Here is an 18941-nt window from a genome sequence, read left to right on the forward strand (position 1 = left end):
TGATCAAGACTTGTGAGGTGTCAGCGAACCCATGCCGGCAGGTGTCTTGATCGAAGTGCAGGTGCCGGCGGGGACGTTTTTCCAGTGCATGCCGTCGTAGTCTTTCTTCGCACTGCCTGCGCAGCTGGTACCGGCGCCGGCCTTGCAATCGTTCTTTCCTGCCATGGCGACGCCGTAGCATTTTTCCATGGCAGCGCCACTGCCTGCGGGTTGCGTGCTGTCGGCCGCCATGGCAACGCCTGCAAGCGAGGCGAGAGCAAGTGCTGCAGTGGTGAGGGCGAGGGTTTTCATGGGTGAATCTCCTGAGAGTGTGGCCGTGGTCTTTACCGGCGGCTCATGGAGTAATTCGTGCCTCGCGTAAAAAGGGTTACAGCCGTGGGAGAATTTTTTTCAGGGCATGTCTTAACAAGCTGATGTTGAAGCCAAGGGCATGGCATATTTGCAGCACCTGCGTGCCACACGCCGGGAGCGGATGAATCAAGTCAATTGTATTCAGGGTGTAACCCAGGCGGCCCATGCAGCGAACTAACTCACAGGATGAGCTCGAGGCTCGCGAGGCCCGGTTGAAAGCACTGTTGCTTCGAGGGCTGACAGGCGACCAGCTGGCCTATCAGGATTTTCTTGGCACGCTTGCGCTGCATGTCCGTGCGTTTCTGCGCAGCCGTCTGAGCAGGCGCCCGGCCGAGATAGAGGACATGGTGCAGGATGTGCTGCTGGCGGTGCATAACGCGCGTCACACTTACCAGGCACAGCAGCCTTTGACGGCTTGGGTGCATGCGATCGCCCGTTACAAACTGGCGGATCATCTGCGAAGTGTTTCACGTCGCGAAGCCCGGCATGATGTTCTGGACGATGATGCGCAACTGTTTGCCATCTCGGAGGTTGAATCAGCCGAGGCCAGCCGAGACCTGACCAAGCTGCTCAAGCAACTGCCAGAGCGGCAACGACTGCCGATTGTTCATGTCAAGCTGGAGGGGTTGTCTGTCGAAGAGACGGCACAACTTACCGGGCTTTCCAGTTCAGCGGTAAAGGTTGGGATACATCGAGGTCTGAAAGCGCTATCCAGGCTGATTGGAGGAGCCAATAACCATGAAGACTGACGACTTGATTGCCTTGCTGGCCGCAGGCGAAGGGCCAGTGCCGCGCCACGCCGTTTGCAGGCGGATGGCGGTTGCTGTGCTGGGTGGGCTGACCGCAGCACTGCTGCTGACAGTTGCCCTTTACGGTGTACGTAGTGATATCACAGAGGTCGCACAAACCCCGTTGTTCGGGGGCAAAGTCGCCTTTCCAACCAGCTTGGCGTTGATCGGGCTGTGGTTGACAAGCCGCTTGGCCAGGCCAGGGGGGAAGGGCGCTGCGGGCTGGAAGATGCTTGGCTTGCCACTGCTGCTGGTCTGGTGCGGGGCGGCCGTGAGTATCGCCGGGGCGCCTGTGGATGCTCGCGCCGACCTGTTGTTCGGGCGCACATGGCGTACCTGCGCACTGAATATCACGTTGCTGTCGGTGCCGGCTTTTGTCACCGTGTTCTGGGCGCTGAAAGGCCTGGCGCCCACCCGGTTACGGCAAGCGGGCGCTGCCGGCGGCCTGCTGGCGGGCTCGACCGCGACGGTGGCCTACTGCCTGCATTGTCCGGAAATGGGCGTACCGTTCTGGGGTGTGTGGTATGTCCTTGGCATGCTTGTTCCGACGGCGTTCGGTGCCTGGTGGGGCCCCCGCATGCTGCGTTGGTAGGCAACTCAGAGCGGCCTTCTGGTTGTCGGTCCTGTGCTTTAAGGGGGCCTGAAAGCGCTTAACCAGTAATGAACAAGGGCAATGCCAGGTACAGCTTGATCACGATGACATTGATGATGTCGATGAAGAACGCCCCCACCATCGGCACCACCAGGAAGGCAAGGTGCGAGGCACCATAGCGTTGTGTCACCGCTTGCATGTTGGCGATGGCTGTCGGTGTAGCACCCAGGCCGAAGCCACAGTGGCCGGCAGCCAGGACGGCTGCATCGTAGTTGCGCCCCATTACCTTGAACGTCACGAAGATTGCGAACAGCGCCATGACCAGTGTCTGCGCGGCCAACAAGGTAAAGAAGGGTAAAGCCAGGGCTGCCAGGTCCCACAACTTGAGCGACATCAAGGCAATGGCCAGGAACAGGGACAAACTTACATTGCCCAGTACCGACACTTCCCGTTCGAATACTTTGTAAAAGCCGAAAGCCCGAAGACCATTGCGCAACAGTACGCCGACGAAGAGTACGCAAACGAATGTCGGTAGTTCGAATGCTGTACCTTTCAGCAAGCTGTTAAGTAATGTGCCAGTCAATAAGCTGACAGCAATAAGTGCCAAGGTTTCTATAAATGAAAACGATGTGATCAGGCGCTCTCTGTCCGGTTGTTCAAAGCCCTTGGGTAGCTGCGGCGTTTCTTCTTGCACCCCTGGTGTCTTGACCCGTTTGATCAGCAACCGGGCGACTGGGCCACCAATCAAACCGCCCAACACCAGCCCGAAAGTGGCAGAGGCCATTGCCAGTTCCGACGCCGAAGCCAGGCCAAACCTCTCAGTGAAGGTCGCGCCCCAGGCAACGCCTGTACCGTGGCCACCCGACAAGCTGATCGAACCGGCCAGCAGGCCCATCAGCGGGTCGAGCCCCAACGCTGTCGCCAGACCGATACCCATGGCGTTCTGAACCACCAGCAAACCCGTCACCACCAGGAGGAATACGGCGACCACGCGTCCACCTTTCTTCAGGCTCGCGAAGTCTGCACTCAAGCCGATGGTAGCGAAGAATGCCAGCATCAACGGTGTTTGCAACGAGGTATCAAACTGGACGTGTACATCGAAACTGCGCAATGCCAGAAGTGACAAGGCAACGACCAGGCCGCCTGCAACAGGCTCAGGGATATTGTATGCGCGCAGGAAACCGATACGTGCGACCAGGCCGCGTCCCAATAGCAGTACCAAAGAGGCGGCTACAAGTGTCCCGTAAAAATCGAGTTCAAACATCAGGGTGCTCTTAGTTCAAGGTGACATGCAAAATTACAATGTCACCATTCTACGGGGAGCACTCCAGTCAAATACGGCTGGGCAGCCAGGAAAAGTCTGATTCAATTATGGGTTTTTACCACGGGCGTCATGGTTTCCCGGGTATTCCATATTTACGCAGCCGCTGGGCGATAGCCGTGTGCGAAGTTTGCAAGCGCCCGGCCAGTTGCCGTGTTGACGGATAGCTGGCATACAGGCGCTGTAACAGCTCGCGCTCGAAATTACCCACGGCCTGTTCCAGGCTGGCCACTTCGCCATCTTGCCCGCGTGCCACCGAGGTGCCGGCGATGTCCAGGTCGCCGATATCCACCAGGTTGCCCTCGCAGATAGCCGCGGCGCGGAAGATCACGTTCTGCAACTGGCGCACATTGCCCGGCCAAGGGTTGGCCAGCAGTGCCGAATGGGTGGAGGGGGTCAGCCGACAGGCTGGGCGCTGGATCTGCGTGCACGCCTGCTGCATGAAGAAGTGCGCCAGCATCAGGATGTCCTGGCCACGGTCGCGAAGCGGCGGTACCTCCAGGTTAAGCACGTTCAGACGATAGAACAGGTCTTCGCGGAAGCTACCTTCGGCGACCATGCGCTCCAGATCGCGGTGGGTTGCGCTGATGATGCGCACATCCACCTTCACTTCGCGGTCGCCACCCACCCGGCGGAAGCTGCCGTCGCTGAGAAACCGCAGCAGTTTGGCCTGCAGGTATGGCGACATCTCACCAATTTCATCAAGGAATACGGTGCCCTGGTTGGCCAGTTCCATCAGCCCAGGCTTGCCGCCTCGTTGCGCGCCGGTAAAGGCCCCGGGCGCGTAACCGAACAGCTCGCTTTCGGCCAGGCTCTCGGGCAGTGCTGCGCAGTTCAAGGCCAGGAATGGGGCCGCGTGGCGGCTGCTGACGGCATGGCAGGCGCGGGCTACCAGTTCTTTGCCGGTGCCGGTCTCGCCATGCACCAGCAGCGGCGCATCGAGCGCCGCCACGCGTAAGGCGCGGGCTTTGAGGGTGCGAATGGCCGGCGACTCGCCCAGCAAGGCATCGAAGCCTTCGGCGTGGTCGTGGTGCAGGGCCGACAGGCGTTCGCCCATGCGCGAGGGTGGGTACAGCGTCAGCAGGCCACCGGCGTTGGTGATCGGCATGGCGTCCAGCAGCAGGCTATGGCCGTTCAGCTGCATTTCGCGCATGGGCAGGTGGAAGTTGTTGTCCAGCAGCGCTTGCAGCAATGCGGGGTCGCCAAACAGTTCACCCACCGAGCGCCCGGCAGATTCGCGACCGCACAGTTCGATCAGCGCCGGGTTGGCCAACAGCACCAGGCCTGCGCTGTCCACCGCCAGCACCGGGTCGCTCATGGCGGCCAGCAGGGCATCGAGCTGCAGGTGGCGGCGCTGGCCGGGGAGGATGTCGACCACGTCCACCGATTGCACACCGTGTACTTCGAACAGCGCGTCGTGCAGTTCTTCGAGTACGGCGGGGCTGAGGGTGGGGGCGTCGATGTAGACGTTCGGCGGGACCATCTCCACGGCGTCCAGGTTGAGGTTGCGGGCACCGAGCAGGGCGAGGACTTCCTGGGTGATGCCGACGCGGTCGATGAAGCTGACGTGGATGCGCATGGGGTTCGAACAGTTGGCGATGGAGGCCGCCAGTATGCCCTGAGACGGGGGTCAGGCCCAAGGTTGGCGGTGGCGCATTCGCGGGCACGCCCGCTCCCACAGGATTGCTGCTGTAGGGGCGGGCTTGCTCGCGACAAGGGTCACTCCAGATGTTCAGGTTTGATCGGGTCGCCCGATTTCACATCGAGCTTTTCGCGAATGTCCGCAAACATATGGTCATAAAGCTTGTGCGGCGAACTCAGGGTCTCGAATTTTTTCGGCGGCTTCAGATATGACTGCGCCTTGCGGGTCAGTAGCATGAGGAAGCTGGGCAAGACCTGGTCCTTGGCCAGGAAGAACTTTTCTTCCACCGGCTTGCCTTCGATGCTGCCATGCATGTGGAACTGAATACCTCTGCCTTCCTTGGGGTCCGACACAGCCTCGTACTCGATGCTCAGGTCATAGCTGTGGTCGGCGTTGTTCAGCGCAGTGCGCTCGATGTGTACATGACCGGAGTGATACTGGGCCATGGCTATCTCCTTTGGAAGGTCGAAAATGGCGGGCCGCGTAAGCCCGCCTGCTGCATTCAACGGTAGCTGATCCCCGGCTTCTCGGTGGAAACCCGAGTGCCGGCCGTGCCTTTGACGATGTCTTTGATGTTCTCCAGCGAACTGATCACCGCCACCTTGCCGGTGTTGCGGGCAAAGTCGCAGGCGGCCTGCACCTTCGGCCCCATGGAGCCGGCGGCAAACCCCAGCGTTTCCAACGCGTCCGGGTGGGCCTGGGCGATGGCCTTCTGCGTCGGTTTGCCCCAGTCAATGTAGGCTGCATCGACGTCGGTGGCGATAATCAGAAGGTCGGCTTCCAATTGCTCGGCCAGCAGCGCCGAGCACAGGTCTTTGTCGATCACCGCCTCGATGCCTTTGAGCTTGCGGTTTTCATCGTACAGGGTGGGGATGCCGCCACCGCCTGCGCAAATTACGATGCTGTTCTTTTCCAGCAGCCACTTGATCGGGCGGATTTCGAAGATGCGCTTGGGTTTCGGGCTGGCTACCACGCGGCGGTACTTGTCGCCGTCGGCCTTGACCACCCAGCCCTTTTCCTTGGCCAGGCGCTCGGCCTCATCCTTGCTGTAAACCGGGCCGATGAACTTGGTCGGATCCTTGAAGGCCGGGTCGTTGGCGTCCACTTCCACTTGGGTGAGCAAGGTGGCGAAGGGCACCTCGAAGGCCAGCAGGTTGCCCAGTTCCTGTTCGATCATGTAACCGATCATGCCCTCGGTCTCTGCACCCAGCACGTCCAGCGGGTAGGCCTCGTCTGGCTTGTACGACAGGGCCTGAAGCGACAGCAGACCCACTTGCGGGCCGTTGCCGTGGGCGATGACCAGTTCGTTGCCAGGGTGGATCTTGGCGATCTGTTCGGTGGCGGTGCGGATATTGGCGCGCTGGTTGTCAGCGGTCATGGGCTCGCCGCGACGAAGCAGGGCGTTGCCGCCCAATGCAACAACGATACGCATGTGGAATGTCCTTTAGCGAAAGAATGAATGGACTGTCGCTGCACGGAGGCTGCGGAGTTCGCTGTGGGAGCGGGCATGCCCGCGAAGAGGCCAGACCTGACATCATCGATGATGCGGCTGACGCCTTCGCGGGCACGCCCGCTCCCACAGGGACTGCGGGCTACTTATAGATCCGCCAGGGTCGATACCAAGATCGCCTTGATCGTGTGCATGCGGTTTTCCGCCTGCTCGAAGGCGATGCACGCTGGCGACTCGAACACGTCATCGGTCACTTCGATGCCGTTTGCCAGGTCCGGGTATTGTTCGGCGATCTGCTTGCCTACCTTGGTGTCGGAGTTGTGGAATGCCGGCAGGCAGTGCATGAACTTGGTCCGCGGGTTGCCGGTGGACTTCATCAGTTCGGCATTCACCTGATAAGGCTTGAGCTGCTTGATGCGCTCACCCCAGGCTTCGATCGGCTCGCCCATCGAGACCCACACGTCGGTATGGACAAAGTCGACACCCTTGACCGCGGCTTTCGGGTCTTCGGTGAGGGTAATGCGTGCGCCGCTTTCTTCAGCGTACTGTTTGCAGCGTTCGACCAGGTCGTCATGCGGCCACAGTGCCTTGGGCGCGGCGATGCGCACATCCATGCCCAGCTTGGCGCCGATCAGCAGCAGCGAGTTGCCCATGTTGTTGCGGGCATCGCCCAGGTAGGCGTAGCTGATGTCGTGCAGCGGCTTGTCGCTGTGCTCACGCATGGTCAGCACGTCGGCGATCATCTGGGTTGGGTGGTATTCATCGGTCAGGCCGTTGAACACCGGTACGCCGGCGAACTTGGCCAGCTCTTCGACGATTTCCTGCTTGAAGCCACGGTACTCGATGGCGTCATACATGCGCCCGAGCACACGGGCCGTGTCCTTCATGCTCTCCTTGTGGCCGATCTGCGAGGAGTTGGGGTCGATGTAGGTGACGTTGGCGCCTTGGTCATAGGCTGCCACTTCGAAGGCGCAACGGGTACGGGTGGAGGTCTTTTCGAAGATGAGGGCAATGTTGTTGCCCTTCAGGTGCTGCTGCTCGGTGCCGGTGTACTTGGCGCGTTTGAGGTCGCGGGAAAGGTCCAGCAGGTAGCGCAACTCACGGGTGGTGTGGTGTTCCAGGCTGAGCAAGTTGCGGTTGTGAATGTTGAACGCCATGACAGTTTCTCCTTGAGTTCGGTGATGTCCCGGCCGCCACTTCATGGGTGCGGCCGGGCGTGATGGTCGTTAGTAGTCGATCGGGTCGCGCACGATCGGGCAGGTCATGCAGTGGCCGCCGCCACGGCCTCGGCCCAGTTCGCCGGCGCTGATGGTGATGACCTCGATGCCGGCCTTGCGCAGCAGGGTGTTGGTGTAGGTGTTGCGGTCGTAGCCAATGACTACGCCCGGCTCGATGGCCACCACGTTGTTACCGTCATCCCACTGTTCGCGCTCGGCGGCGAAGCTGTTGCCGCCGGTCTCGACCACGCGCAGCTGGACGCCCAGTTGCTCGCCCACCACTTCGATGAACGACTTGTTGATGCGGCGTACATCCATGCCGTAAGGCTTGCTTTCGTCCGGGCGGATGATGAATGGCACAATCTCTTTCACCACTTCCGGGAAGACCGTGACCAAGTCGCGGTCGCAGAAGCTGAAGACAGTGTCCAGGTGCATGGCGGCGCGGGATTTTGGCAGGCCGGCGACGATCACTTCCTTGACGGCGCCCTTGGCGAACAGGTTTTGCGCCAGCTGGCCGATGGCCTGGCGCGAGGTGCGCTCGCCCATGCCGATCAGCACGATGCCATTGCCGATCGGCATCACATCACCGCCTTCGAGCGTGGCATTGCCATGGTCCTTGTCCGGGTCGCCATACCACACCTGGAAGTCGGCCTCGGTGAACTCCTTGTGGAACTTGTAGATGGCGGTGGTCAACAGGGTTTCCTGGCGACGCGCCGGCCAGTACATCGGGTTCAGCGTCACGCCGCCGTAGATCCAGCAAGTAGTGTCGCGCGTGAACTGGGTGTTGGGCAGTGGTGGCAGGATGAAGCTGGAGTGGCCCAAGTAGTCGTTGTACATCTTCACGACTTCGGCGCCTTCGCTCTGCGGCAGGTCCTGGCCTGCCACACCGCCGATCAGGAATTCGGCCAGGTGGCGTGGCTCAAGGCCTTCGAGCCAGCTACGCACTTCGTTGGTCAGGCCTACGCCGACGGTGTCAGGGGTGATCTTGCGGTCGAGGATCCACTTCAGGGCCTCTTTGTTTTGCACGATATCGGTCAGCAGGTTGTGCATCTCCAGCACATCCACGCCACGCTCGCGCATCTTGGTAACGAAGTCGAAATGGTCACGCTTGGCCTGGTCGACCCAGATCACGTCGTCGAACAGCAGTTCGTCACAGTTGCTCGGCGTCAGGCGCTTGTGCGCCAGGCCAGGGGCGCAAACCATCACTTTGCGCAGTTTGCCGGCTTCGGAGTGGACACCGTACTTCTGTTTTTCAGCGGACATGGTTTCATTCCTCCAATTGAGCGAAGACGTGGGTCAAAGGGTCAGGAAGCCGTCATACAGGCCATAGGCTGCCACCAAGGCACCAATGACCACGGCTGCGAAGATCAGTTTTTCCACGTTGGTGAAGACCGGTTTGCCCACCTCACGCTTGGCTTTGGCGAACAGGATGGCGCCAGGTGCGTAGAGCAGGGCCGAGAGCAGCAGGTATTTCACGCCGCCTGCGTACAGCAGCCAGACGGCGTACAACAGGGCGATACCACCGATGATCAGGTCCTTCTTGCGTTCGGCCAGGGCCTGTTCGTAGGTTTCGCTGCGCAGTGCCAGCAAGAACGCATAGGCTGCCGACCACAGGTAGGGCACCAGGATCATCGAGGTGGCGAGGTAGATCAGGGACAGGTAGGTGCTGCTTGAGAACAGCGTGATGACCAGAAAGATCTGCACCATGGCGTTGGTCAGCCACAGGGCGTTGGCCGGTACCTGTTTGGCGTTCTCGCGGCGCAGGAACTCCGGCATGGTGTGGTCCTTGGCTGCGGCGAACATGATCTCGGCGCACAGCAGCACCCACGACAGCAGCGCCCCGAGCAGCGAGATGACCAGGCCGACGCTGATCAGCACCGCCCCCCAGTGGCCGACCACATGCTCCAGCACGGCAGCCATCGACGGGTTCTGCAGCTTGGCCAGTTCCGGTTGAGTCATGATGCCCAGCGACAGCACGTTGACCAACACCAGGAACAGCAGCACGGTCACGAAGCCGATCACCGTTGCCTTGCCCACGTCGGTGCGTTTTTCCGCCCGCGCCGAGAAGATGCTCGCGCCCTCGATGCCGATGAACACCCACACGGTGACCAGCATCATGTTGCGCACCTGGTTCATGACACTGCCAAGCTCTGGCGTGCCCACGGCCCAGATATCGGCGGTGAAGATGTCGAGCCTGAAGGCGAACAGGCAGATCAGGGCGAACAGCACCAGCGGCACCACTTTGGCCACAGTGGTGACCAGGTTGATGAAGGCAGCCTCCTTGATGCCGCGCAGTACCAGGAAGTGCACCGCCCACAACAGGATCGACGCGCCAATGATGGCGGCTGGGGTATTGCCTTCACCAAAGATCGGGAAGAAGTAGCCCAGGGTGCTGAACAGCAACACGAAGTAGCCGACGTTGCCCAGCCAGGCACTGATCCAGTAGCCCCAGGCCGAGGAAAAGCCCATGTAGTCGCCGAAGCCGGCCTTGGCATAGGCATACACCCCGCCATCCAGATCAGGCTTGCGGTTGGCCAGGGTCTGGAACACGAAGGCCAGGGTCAGCATGCCGACTGCGGTGATCGCCCAGCCGATCAGCACGGCCCCAACCCCTGCGCTGGCTGCCATGTTTTGCGGCAGCGAGAAGATACCGCCGCCAATCATCGAACCGACGACAAGTGCAACTAACGCGCCGAGCTTTAGTTTTCCGGATGAATCAGACATTTAACAACTCCTGCCAGGAGAAAGTTGACGACAGAATAGATCCGACGCCTTTGCCTTGAGCTGACTTATGTCAGTTTAAGGCGCCGTGAAGGTAGGAAATTTCCTTCACGGGTGCTCCTGGAGAGTGCCGACAGCTTGAGCTGCAGGCCTTGTGTGCTGGCACCTCCATGTCCTTCTAGAGCAAACGCTCTGTTCAGCCTGCGATGCTTGAAATTAGCCGCTTTTGCCGCTTTAGCAAATTTTTCACAAGAAATTCGAGTTTTATCAGTTTCTTTTCCTGTTGCCGGACTGCTGCTAGTTTTGAGAGGGCAGGTACATAGACAAAGCAGTTATGAGTGATATAGGTTGAACCCACAGCTTCAGTATAAGTAACGATATTTATATAGCCCGCAATGCTGTTTCAAACGCATGACAGGGTTTGAAGAAGGAGGCTCATGAGCGAACCGGGACAGAAGCTGCGCCTGGGCGCGCTGATCGCGCTGGTGGTCGGGTCGATGATTGGTGGCGGGATCTTCTCGCTGCCGCAGAACATGGCCGCGCGTGCCGATGTGGGCGCAGTGCTGATCGGCTGGGCGATCACCGCAGTCGGCATGTTGGCCTTGGCCTTCGTGTTCCAGACCTTGGCCAACCGCAAGCCGGAACTGGACTCGGGGGTGTATGCCTACGCCAAGGCTGGCTTTGGCGAGTACATGGGCTTTTCCTCGGCCTGGGGCTACTGGATCAGCGCCTGGCTGGGCAACGTCGGCTACTTCGTACTGCTGTTCAGCACCCTGGGTTTCTACTTCCCGGTGTTCGGCGAAGGCAACACACCCATCGCCATCGGTTGTGCCTCGCTGCTGTTGTGGTCGGTGCATTTTCTGGTATTGCGCGGCATCAAGGAGGCGGCTTTCATCAACCAGGTCACTACCGTGGCCAAGGTGGTGCCGTTGCTGATTTTTGTGGTGATCGCTGCATTTGCCTTCCGCGCCGACATCTTCACCCGGGATATCTGGGGCTTGAGCAACCCACAATTCGGCAGCGTGCTGGAGCAGGTGCGCAATATGATGCTGGTGACTGTATTCGTGTTCATCGGCATAGAGGGCGCCAGCGTGTATTCCGGGCGCGCCCAGCGTCGGTCAGACGTGGGCAAGGCCACGGTCATCGGCTTTCTTGGTGTGCTGGCGTTGCTGGTGCTGGTCAACGTGTTGTCGCTGGGCATCATGACCCAACCGGAACTGGCCGGGCTGCAGAACCCCTCACTGGCCTCGGTGCTGGAGCATATCGTTGGCCCCTGGGGCGCCTTGCTGATCAGTCTCGGTCTGGCAGTCTCGTTGCTTGGCGCTTTGCTGTCCTGGGCGCTGCTGTGTGCCGAGATCCTTTACGCTACGGCGCGGGACAAGACCATGCCGCGCTTTCTGGCCAAGGAAAACGCCAACCATGTGCCGGCTAACGCCCTGTGGCTGACCAACTGCATGATTCAGGGCTTCCTGCTGATCACGCTGTTTTCCGCCGGTACGTACACCAGTCTGATCTACCTGGCCTCGTCGATGATCCTGGTGCCCTACCTGTGGTCTGCGGCGTATGCCGTGCTGCTGGCGATGCGTGCAGAAACCTATGCCGGGCAGCCGAGGTTGCGGCGCAAGGACTTGCTGGTGGCGCTGGTTGCCCTGCTGTATGCCGTGTGGCTGCTGTATGCCGGCGGGCTCAAGTACCTGCTGCTTTCGGCGCTGCTGTACGCCCCCGGCGTCATCTTGTTCGCGAGGGCCAAGCATGAGCAGGGGCAGACGTTGTTCACGGCCTGGGAAAAGCTGATTTTCGCCGCCGTGCTGGTGGGTGCCGCGCTGGCGGCCTATGCCCTGTATTCAGGGCTGCTGAGCTTGTGACGGGGCAGGGCAGGCGTGCTCCGGGCGTGACCAGATCCACAGGTTGCCCAAGGTCATCCCGGCGATTGCCAGGAATACCGGCCAGTGGTGTTCCAGAAAGGTCAGCATCAGGCCCGCACACAGCAGCATGCTGATGGTTGCGCTGACCTTGGCGCGGCGCTGGATAACCTTGCCGTTGCGCCAGTTATGCAGAATTGGCCCGAACAGCCGGTGGTTCTCCAGCCATGCCGACAGGCGCGGTGAGCTGCGTGTGGCGGCCCAGGCGGCCAGCAGGATGAACTCGGTGGTCGGCAAACCAGGGATCACAATGGCGACCAGGCCCACCCCGAGGCTCACGTAGGCCAGGATTCCATACAACAGGCGGGCGAGTTTCGAGCGGGCTGGTTGGGTCATGTTCTCACTGCATAAAACGGTTCGGCCACCGGAGGGGTGGCCGGCTACGGCGTATCAGACCAGCGCGGCATCCGCAGCGTAGGCGTGCTTGAGCAGCTCGGTGAAACGCTCGAAAGCGGCCACTGCACCGCGTTCGGCAGCCGCTTCCTCTTCAGGCGAGAGCGCCAGGCCATCGAGGATGCGGGTGAACTGCTTCCAGCCTTCGGCACGGCCACCGGCGGGCTCGCCCAAGTGACGGGCACCGAAGCTGTCGGACAGCTGCAGGGCCACGGCACGCTTGATCAGAAACGCAGCGCCCAGTTTGGAGCCTTCGGAGACGAAGATCCAGCCCATTGCCTCGCCCAGGCTCGGCTTGCCTACGGCGCCCGGCACGGCGGCCGGTACTTCGGTGTCGAGGTCGGCGAGGTCCAGGCGGGCCTGGTCGGCACGGCAGCGTTCAGCCAGGTCAGGGACGATGGCGATCAGTTGAGGGTCGTTGTACAGGGCCTGCAGCTCGGACTGGAACAGGTATTGCGCGACGACGAAGCGGGCGAAACTTTCGCGGCTGTCGAAAGGCGCGTGGGATTTGACCAGGGCATCCAGCTCGGCGTGCGGGGCGTGGGTGATCTGGTTCAGGCGTTGGGAGCGCAGGGCTGGGCGTTCGGTCATGGGGCAGTCCTTGGAGAGGGGGCGTCTAGATACAAGACGAAACAGCGGGGGCGGGACAGTAAAAAAAGGGTGTTTTCAGATTGGTTATTGCAGCGCCTGAGAGATCGAGCGCCGCCCGCGCGACCGCCTTGTTGGTTCGACACAATACAGAGTCGGACACCAAGGGGCCGCGCGCATAAGGCGCAGGAATAACTGGCCCGAAACAGATGTAGGAGCGAGCTTCGCTCGCGATGCGCCGCGCGGGCGGCGCTCGATCTCACAACCAATGCACATTTAAAGCGATCAGATATCCCAAACCACATTGATACCGAAGTTGCGCCCCGGCATGGTCAGGCGGTCGATGTTAGCAGGCTGGGTCACAGCCGCTTCACCCTGGCCGTCGTAGCTGCGCACCGAATCCCACTGCCAGTATTTCTTGTCGGTAAGGTTGTACAGCCCGGCATTGATGGTGACGTCGTCGGTGACCTTGTAGTAGCCGGTCAGGTCCAGCACGCCGTAGCCCGGGGTACGGAACTTCGAGGTGGAACCGTCAGGCGAATAGAAGGTACTGTCGTCGACACGGGTCTTGCGCTTGACCAGCGTCCAGCTCAGCAAGCCGCCGTAGTTCTGCTGCTCGTAGCCCAGGCCGAATACGCCCTTGAGCGGGTTGACACTGTTCAACGGTTGACCGGTGTCATCGTTACGACCATAGGTGTAGGCAATCGAGCTTTGGGCATAGAGGCCCTGCGCTGCGCCGAAGTGGTCGAGGTTCAGGCGGCCCTTGAATTCGGCACCCTTGATCGTGGCGTGCTTGATGTTGTTGGCCTGGAAGGTCTGTTCCAGGTTGGCGCTTTGCACGGCATCTTCGTCGATGAAATCACGGTACTTGTTGTAGAACACTGCCACGTCGAAGTTGCCGGCGTCGAAGTTGCCACGCAGGCCGGTTTCGTAGCTTTTGCTCTTTTCAGGCTCGAGGTTCGGGTTGCCCTCCACGCGGTAGCCTTGGTCCAGGTTCTGGAAGCGGCCATACATGGCTTTGGCGGTCGGAGTACGGAAGCCCTCTGCATACTGGCCGTACCAGGTGTAGTTGTCGTTGAAGGCGTAGGTCAGGCCGAACTTGGGCGAGATGCGGTGCCACTTCTTGTCCGAATCGTCCTGGGAGGTTGGCGCCGTACCGCTGGACTCCAGACCACGCAGGAATTCCTCCGTGAATTTGGGTTCCATGCGGGTGTAGTCGTAGCGCGCGCCGGGCATGAAGGTCCAGTTGTTCCAGCGGATTTCATCCTGCGCGAACAGGCTGTAGGTATTCACGGTCGGGTCCGGGAAGTCGCTGACCAACGCCTGCCCGTCACGCGCGCTGTCCTGTCCGATGGCGGTGCAGGTCCCACCGATATTCAGGCAAGTGCCGGTGCCGCTACGTGAACCCGTGACTTTCTCCTGTTTGAGTGTGGTGCCGTAGGTGAGCAGGTGGTCGGTTTGGCCGATGCTGAAGGCCTTGTCCAATTGGGCGTCGAATACCCACTGGCGATCCTTGTAGGTCGTCTGCCGGTCCCGAAACACTTGGCGTCCCGAGGCGACATACAGCTCATCGGTGCGTTGGTCGGTCTTCGCGATCTGGTAGTTGAGGCTCCATTTGACGTGATCTGCGACCACGCTATCGAGGTCGAATTCATGATTGAGGCCGAAGCGTTCACGGGTGATCGTGTCGTTGCCCTGGCGCATGCGGTACGAGTTCATGCCACCGAAGCCCGGAATGAACGGCCCACCCACCGCGCTGAGGATGTTCTGGTCGCGGTCATCCTTGTAGCGCTCGTAGGTGAGCCCCAGGCGCGCGTCGTCGGCGTAGTTCCAGCCCAGCTTGGCCAGCACGTTGGTGGTGCGCACGTCCATCGGGTTGGCTTCGGTGCGTGACAGGCCGTCGCCACTGTGGCTGCCGTGGGTTTCGGTCTCGTGGCCGTTGCGCTGGCTCAGGTGCAGCAGGCCGTCGAGATCACCCTGGCGGCCGGCGACAGTGGCGGAGGTCAGCCAGCTTTCGTCGGCCGAGCTGTAGCCGGTTTTCAGGCGTGCACCCACGTCTTTGCCGGGCTTGATGATGTCGTCCGGGTCGAGGGTGAAGTAGCTCACCGCACCGCCGATGGCGTTGCTGCCATACAACACCGAGGCCGGGCCGCGGAGGATTTCCACACGCTTGACGATTTCCGGGTCGACATAGTTGCGCTGGGTCTGGGCGTAGGGGCCGTAGAAGAAGCTGTCGGGGATCGACACGCCGTCGACTTGGGTGAGAATCCGCTCGCCGTCGATACCCCGGATGTTGTAGCCGTTCAGCCCGCTGCGTTGGCCGGTTCCGGATACCGACACCCCCGGCTCGTAGCGCACCAGATCCTGGATATTGTTCACGTTCTGCCGGTCCAGTTGCTCACGGGTCTGCACGCTGACAGTGCTCGGCACCTGGCTGACGTCCTGTGCACTGCGGGTGGCGCTGACGGTCACCTGCTGCAGGGCGATCACGTTGCTTGCGGTTTGGCGCTCCAGTACCACATTGCCGTTGCTGATCTTGCGAAAACTCAGCCCGGTACCCCGCAACAGGCGCTTGAGGGCAGCATCTGGCGGCAGCGAACCCTGTACGCCTGGCGAAGCCACGCCGTCGGCCAGCTCGGCGCTGAAGCCGACCTGCCAGCCGGTGACCTGGCTGAAGGCGTTGATCGCCGACACCAGCGGTTGCTGGCCGATGCTGAAGCGGTAGTCGCCCATACGCGGGCTGCTGGCCTGTGCCGGCTCGGCGGCCAGCGCCGGCAGGCTGCAGGCACCGCTGGCGAGCAGGGCAAGGGTCAACAGGGACAGTTGTCCTGTACGGCGGGGAAGGTTGGACGAGCGGGTAGGACCAGTGGACATCGGAAGCGCTCCCAGACGCGCGGGCTGTTATAGGTGATGGCTGTTCTCGTTCACAAACAAGAATCAGTTGCATTGGCTATAACGAGACGGGCGGGCGAGTGCGATCGCGTAAAAATAATTCAGGGTCAGTTCAGGATGACCAGCGCCGGGTACTCATGCAGCTGTGCCGAGGTGATGTGGGCCAGTGCGCGCAGGGTTTCCAGCGGCTGGTCGAGGCGGTAGTTACCGGTGACGGCAACATTCTCCAGCTGTGTATTGCGGTTGATGATCCAGCCCGGGTAGTACCGCTGCACTTCGGCCAGCACCTGGCTCAACGGGCAGTTCTCGAACACCAGGCGGCCGTCGATCCAGGCCAGGTCCTTGTGCATGTCTGGGCGCTGGCGTTGGCCAAAGCCCTCGGGGCCGACGCTGATGCTGTCGCCGGCACTCAGGCGGATGCGCTGGTCGCGCCCACCCTGCAGGTCGACAGCGCCGCGTTGCACCCGCACCTGAGCTTCGCCGTCAAGGTAACGCACGGCAAAGTCGGTGTCGCGCACCTGTGCGCGCAAAGGCCCAGCTTTCACTTCCAGCGGCAGCTGCGCGCTGTCGGGAACCTGAAAATAAGCCTCGCCCTGCAGCAGGCGGGCGACCTGGCGGCCGTCCTGGCGTTCGCTGGCAAATGCCGAATTGGTGTTGAGCAGCACTTTTGCGCCGTCTTCCAGTTGCAGGCGCTGGCGCTCGCCGACCACAGTCAGGTGGTCCGCCTGCAGGCGCATGGGCAGGTTACCGACGGTGAACAGCCCAACCACCAGCAGCGCTGCGGTGGCCAGAGGTTTCCAGTGGCTGCGCAGGCGCCCGCGCCATGAGCGGCGTTGCTGCTGGTGCATCTGTGTGGCCACTTGATGCAACGGGGTACCGTTCCACAGTGCCTCGGCCTCGACATAGGCCTCGGCGTTTTCTGGCGCAGCGCTCAGCCAGGCTTCAAAGGCCTGGGTGTCTGCGGCATCTGCGCATTGCAGGCGCACCAGCCAGTCCAGCGCCTCGTCCATGGCACGAGCTCGGGCGCTAAGCCGGGCAGGTGACGGGCGAGGGGCAGGGCGGTCGGTCACGGTGAATCCTTGAATGGTTTTTCTGCGCATCATCACGGCTGGGGTGGGGAGTGGCAAGGGGCTTTGCGTTACCTACTTGAGACGGTCGGCAACACCCATGCAGATTGCCATGATCAGTTTCAGTTCCTTTTGTACCGTGCTGGGCGAAACACTCAGTTGTTCGGCGATTTCCAGATAGGTGGCGCCATGCAGGCGGCTGAGGATGAAAATGCGTTGTTGGCGCTCGCTCAGTTGATTGAGGCTGACGCTGAGGTGCTTGAGCAACTGCTCGGCGTGGGCGGCATCCTCGCTGCTGGTGGCGGGCGCGGCGACACTGTGCAGCACTTCGTCGGGCACGTCGTCGACCAGCATGCGTGCCTGCACCCGGCGTGCACGCAGGTGGTCCAGCGCCAGGTTGCGCGCGGTCTGAAACACGAACGGCTCGATGTGCTCGATGGGCCGCTCGCCCAGCGCGCGGGACACCCGCAGGTAGGTTTCCTGCAGCAGGTCTTCGGCCGTGCTGGGGTTACCGACCATGCGCTGCAGGGTACGCAGCAGGGTGAGGCGCTGAACGAGGAAGACGGAATTGAACCGGGACTGACTCACGGGGGGACCTGGCCGACGAAAGGTTAATGATAATGCTTATCATCCGTGCGGCAGGTCAAGTGTGGAATTATCAGGAAAAGGTAAAGATTGTGAGTCTGCGGGCGCTTGGCGGTGGATTTTCTGTGTATTTGAAATCGAGCGCCGCCCGCGCGGCGCATCGCGAGCAAGCTCGCTCCTACATTTGTTTCGGGCCAGTCCATCCTGTGCCACTGGCGCGCGACCGCCTTGTTTGTACGACGCGATATCGAGCCATACGCCAGGGCGTTCGCGCGCAAATCCCACAGGCATAATTGGCCCGAAACAAATGTAGGAGCGAGCTTGCTCGCGATGCGCCGCGCGGGCGGCGCTCGATTTCATAGGCGCCGAAAATGCCTTGTCATGCTCAGCCAGCCCGGCACAACGCCAAACAGTTATCCAGCATCCGGTTGCTGAACCCCCATTCGTTGTCATACCAGGCCAGCACCTTGAGCATCCGCCCGTTGGCGCGGGTATGGTTGGCATCGTAGATCGACGACAGCGGGTTGTGGTTGAAATCGCAGGAAACCAATGGCAGGGCGTTGTAGCCCAATACCTTGGAATGCTTGCTGGCCTCGAGGAACAGCTGGTTGACCTGCTCCGCCGTAGCTTCGCGCTTGAGGTTGACAGTGAGGTCTACCAGCGACACGTTGATGACGGGCACCCGCACCGCCATGCCGGTCAGCTTGCCGGCCAGTTCCGGCAGCACCAGGCCCACGGCCTCGGCGGCACCGGTCTTGCTCGGGATCATCGACTGGGTCGCTGAACGCGCGCGGTACGGGTCGCTGTGGTACACGTCAGTCAGCACCTGGTCGTTGGTGTAGGCGTGGATGGTGGTCATCAGGCCTTGCTCGATGCCGAACTCCCGGTGCAGCACCTGAGCGATCGGCGCCAGGCAGTTGGTGGTGCAGGAGGCATTGGAAATGACCTGGTGCGAGGCGCGCAGGATGTCGTGGTTGACCCCGTATACCACGGTGGCATCGGCACCCTTGGCCGGTGCCGAGACAATCACCTTGCCCGCCCCGGCGGCCAGGTGCGCAGCAGCCTTGGCCCGGTCGGTGAACAGCCCGGTGCATTCGAACACCACGTCGATCGCCTCGGCCTTCCAGGGCAGTTCGGCCGGATTGCGGATGGCACTGACCGCGATACGGTCACCGTTGACCGTCAGGCTTTCGTGGTCGGCCTCGACGGTCGCGTCAAAGATGCCGTGGACACTGTCGTACTTGAGCAGGTGGGCATTCATGGCGCTGTCGCCCAGGTCGTTGATGGCGACGACCTGCAGGTCCTGGCGATAGCCTTGGGTATACAGTGCGCGCAGGACATTGCGCCCGATTCGGCCGAATCCATTGATGGCGATGCGAAGGGTCATGGCAGTACCTCTGGCAGTTCGAGTG

Annotated in this window: 17 protein-coding genes; 3 read left to right on the top strand and 14 right to left on the bottom strand. The window is 61.3% G+C overall.

The window, feature by feature from the left end:
* Window positions 1-3: 3 nt before the first annotated feature.
* Window positions 4-291, bottom strand: coding sequence for a DUF2282 domain-containing protein (locus GST84_05370; protein XGB11820.1), 288 nt, complete (start codon window positions 289-291; stop codon window positions 4-6).
* 224 nt (window positions 292-515) lie between these two features.
* Here GST84_05370 and GST84_05375 point away from each other — a divergent pair, with 224 nt between their 5' ends.
* A complete protein-coding gene (locus tag GST84_05375; GenBank protein ID XGB11821.1) occupies window positions 516-1100 on the top strand; it encodes a sigma-70 family RNA polymerase sigma factor in 585 nt (194 codons plus the stop codon).
* Entirely contained in the window at window positions 1090-1731 is a 642-nt protein-coding gene (locus tag GST84_05380; GenBank protein XGB11822.1) for a DUF1109 family protein, read from the top strand. Before GST84_05375 ends, GST84_05380 begins: the two co-directional genes overlap by 11 nt.
* A gap of 58 nt (window positions 1732-1789) precedes the next feature.
* Here GST84_05380 and gltS read toward each other — a convergent pair whose 3' ends face one another.
* The 7 genes from gltS to arcD (GST84_05415) all read right to left on the bottom strand — a co-directional run bounded on the left by gltS (window position 1790) and on the right by arcD (GST84_05415) (window position 10085).
* Window positions 1790-2995, bottom strand: coding sequence for a sodium/glutamate symporter (gene gltS, locus GST84_05385; protein ID XGB11823.1), 1206 nt, complete (start codon window positions 2993-2995; stop codon window positions 1790-1792).
* Between the two features lie 127 nt (window positions 2996-3122).
* Window positions 3123-4631 (bottom strand): PAS domain-containing protein, encoded by a 1509-nt coding sequence (locus GST84_05390; protein ID XGB11824.1) that lies wholly within the window; start codon window positions 4629-4631, stop codon window positions 3123-3125.
* Between the two features lie 140 nt (window positions 4632-4771).
* A complete protein-coding gene (locus tag GST84_05395; protein ID XGB11825.1) occupies window positions 4772-5140 on the bottom strand; it encodes a DUF5064 family protein in 369 nt (122 codons plus the stop codon).
* A gap of 56 nt (window positions 5141-5196) precedes the next feature.
* Entirely contained in the window at window positions 5197-6126 is a 930-nt protein-coding gene (gene arcC / locus GST84_05400) for a carbamate kinase (protein XGB11826.1), read from the bottom strand.
* Between the two features lie 164 nt (window positions 6127-6290).
* Window positions 6291-7301, bottom strand: a complete 1011-nt coding sequence (locus GST84_05405) for an ornithine carbamoyltransferase (GenBank protein ID XGB11827.1) — start codon at window positions 7299-7301, stop codon at window positions 6291-6293.
* 69 nt (window positions 7302-7370) lie between these two features.
* On the bottom strand, window positions 7371-8624 hold the full coding sequence (gene arcA / locus GST84_05410) for an arginine deiminase (protein ID XGB11828.1): 1254 nt from the start codon (window positions 8622-8624) through the stop codon (window positions 7371-7373).
* A 33-nt stretch (window positions 8625-8657) separates the two neighbouring features.
* The gene (gene arcD, locus GST84_05415) at window positions 8658-10085 is read right to left on the bottom strand and encodes an arginine-ornithine antiporter (GenBank protein XGB11829.1); all 1428 of its coding nucleotides are present in this window, start codon (window positions 10083-10085) and stop codon (window positions 8658-8660) included.
* Window positions 10086-10519: 434 nt separating this feature from the next.
* Here arcD (GST84_05415) and arcD (GST84_05420) point away from each other — a divergent pair, with 434 nt between their 5' ends.
* Window positions 10520-11947, top strand: coding sequence for an arginine-ornithine antiporter (gene arcD, locus GST84_05420; GenBank protein ID XGB11830.1), 1428 nt, complete (start codon window positions 10520-10522; stop codon window positions 11945-11947).
* On the opposite strand, the gene GST84_05425 is transcribed toward arcD (GST84_05420), so the two are convergent.
* The 6 genes from GST84_05425 to gap all read right to left on the bottom strand — a co-directional run bounded on the left by GST84_05425 (window position 11927) and on the right by gap (window position 18916).
* Window positions 11927-12340, bottom strand: coding sequence for a DUF454 family protein (locus tag GST84_05425; GenBank protein ID XGB11831.1), 414 nt, complete (start codon window positions 12338-12340; stop codon window positions 11927-11929). The two genes, arcD (GST84_05420) and GST84_05425, sit on opposite strands and share 21 nt — an antisense overlap.
* Before the next feature lie 54 nt (window positions 12341-12394).
* Entirely contained in the window at window positions 12395-12988 is a 594-nt protein-coding gene (locus GST84_05430; GenBank protein ID XGB11832.1) for a biliverdin-producing heme oxygenase, read from the bottom strand.
* 282 nt (window positions 12989-13270) lie between these two features.
* Window positions 13271-15859 carry a TonB-dependent hemoglobin/transferrin/lactoferrin family receptor gene (locus GST84_05435; protein ID XGB11833.1) on the bottom strand — a complete coding sequence of 863 codons (2589 nt, stop codon included), beginning with the start codon at window positions 15857-15859 and terminating at the stop codon, window positions 13271-13273.
* 125 nt (window positions 15860-15984) lie between these two features.
* Window positions 15985-16947: a DUF4880 domain-containing protein gene (locus tag GST84_05440; GenBank protein XGB11834.1), complete on the bottom strand. Its 963-nt coding sequence runs from the start codon at window positions 16945-16947 to the stop codon at window positions 15985-15987.
* 72 nt (window positions 16948-17019) lie between these two features.
* Window positions 17020-17532 carry a sigma-70 family RNA polymerase sigma factor gene (locus GST84_05445; GenBank protein ID XGB11835.1) on the bottom strand — a complete coding sequence of 171 codons (513 nt, stop codon included), beginning with the start codon at window positions 17530-17532 and terminating at the stop codon, window positions 17020-17022.
* A 382-nt stretch (window positions 17533-17914) separates the two neighbouring features.
* Window positions 17915-18916, bottom strand: coding sequence for a type I glyceraldehyde-3-phosphate dehydrogenase (gene gap / locus GST84_05450; protein ID XGB11836.1), 1002 nt, complete (start codon window positions 18914-18916; stop codon window positions 17915-17917).
* Between the last annotated feature and the right edge of the window lie 25 nt (window positions 18917-18941).

Origin of the sequence: Pseudomonas putida (assembly GCA_041879295.1) — a bacterium.
Taxonomy (GTDB): Bacteria; Pseudomonadota; Gammaproteobacteria; order Pseudomonadales; family Pseudomonadaceae; genus Aquipseudomonas; species Aquipseudomonas putida_Y.

Coding starts and splice junctions, on each gene's coding strand:
- GST84_05425 (XGB11831.1), bottom strand. CDS start 12,340: ATGACCCAACCAGCCCGCTCGAAACTCGCCCGCCTGTTGTATGGAATC.
- arcA (XGB11828.1), bottom strand. CDS start 8,624: ATGTCCGCTGAAAAACAGAAGTACGGTGTCCACTCCGAAGCCGGCAAA.
- GST84_05370 (XGB11820.1), bottom strand. CDS start 291: ATGAAAACCCTCGCCCTCACCACTGCAGCACTTGCTCTCGCCTCGCTT.
- gltS (XGB11823.1), bottom strand. CDS start 2,995: ATGTTTGAACTCGATTTTTACGGGACACTTGTAGCCGCCTCTTTGGTA.
- arcD (XGB11830.1), top strand. CDS start 10,520: ATGAGCGAACCGGGACAGAAGCTGCGCCTGGGCGCGCTGATCGCGCTG.
- GST84_05380 (XGB11822.1), top strand. CDS start 1,090: ATGAAGACTGACGACTTGATTGCCTTGCTGGCCGCAGGCGAAGGGCCA.
- GST84_05430 (XGB11832.1), bottom strand. CDS start 12,988: ATGACCGAACGCCCAGCCCTGCGCTCCCAACGCCTGAACCAGATCACC.
- arcD (XGB11829.1), bottom strand. CDS start 10,085: ATGTCTGATTCATCCGGAAAACTAAAGCTCGGCGCGTTAGTTGCACTT.
- GST84_05395 (XGB11825.1), bottom strand. CDS start 5,140: ATGGCCCAGTATCACTCCGGTCATGTACACATCGAGCGCACTGCGCTG.
- GST84_05435 (XGB11833.1), bottom strand. CDS start 15,859: ATGTCCACTGGTCCTACCCGCTCGTCCAACCTTCCCCGCCGTACAGGA.
- GST84_05390 (XGB11824.1), bottom strand. CDS start 4,631: ATGCGCATCCACGTCAGCTTCATCGACCGCGTCGGCATCACCCAGGAA.
- GST84_05405 (XGB11827.1), bottom strand. CDS start 7,301: ATGGCGTTCAACATTCACAACCGCAACTTGCTCAGCCTGGAACACCAC.
- GST84_05375 (XGB11821.1), top strand. CDS start 516: ATGCAGCGAACTAACTCACAGGATGAGCTCGAGGCTCGCGAGGCCCGG.
- gap (XGB11836.1), bottom strand. CDS start 18,916: ATGACCCTTCGCATCGCCATCAATGGATTCGGCCGAATCGGGCGCAAT.
- arcC (XGB11826.1), bottom strand. CDS start 6,126: ATGCGTATCGTTGTTGCATTGGGCGGCAACGCCCTGCTTCGTCGCGGC.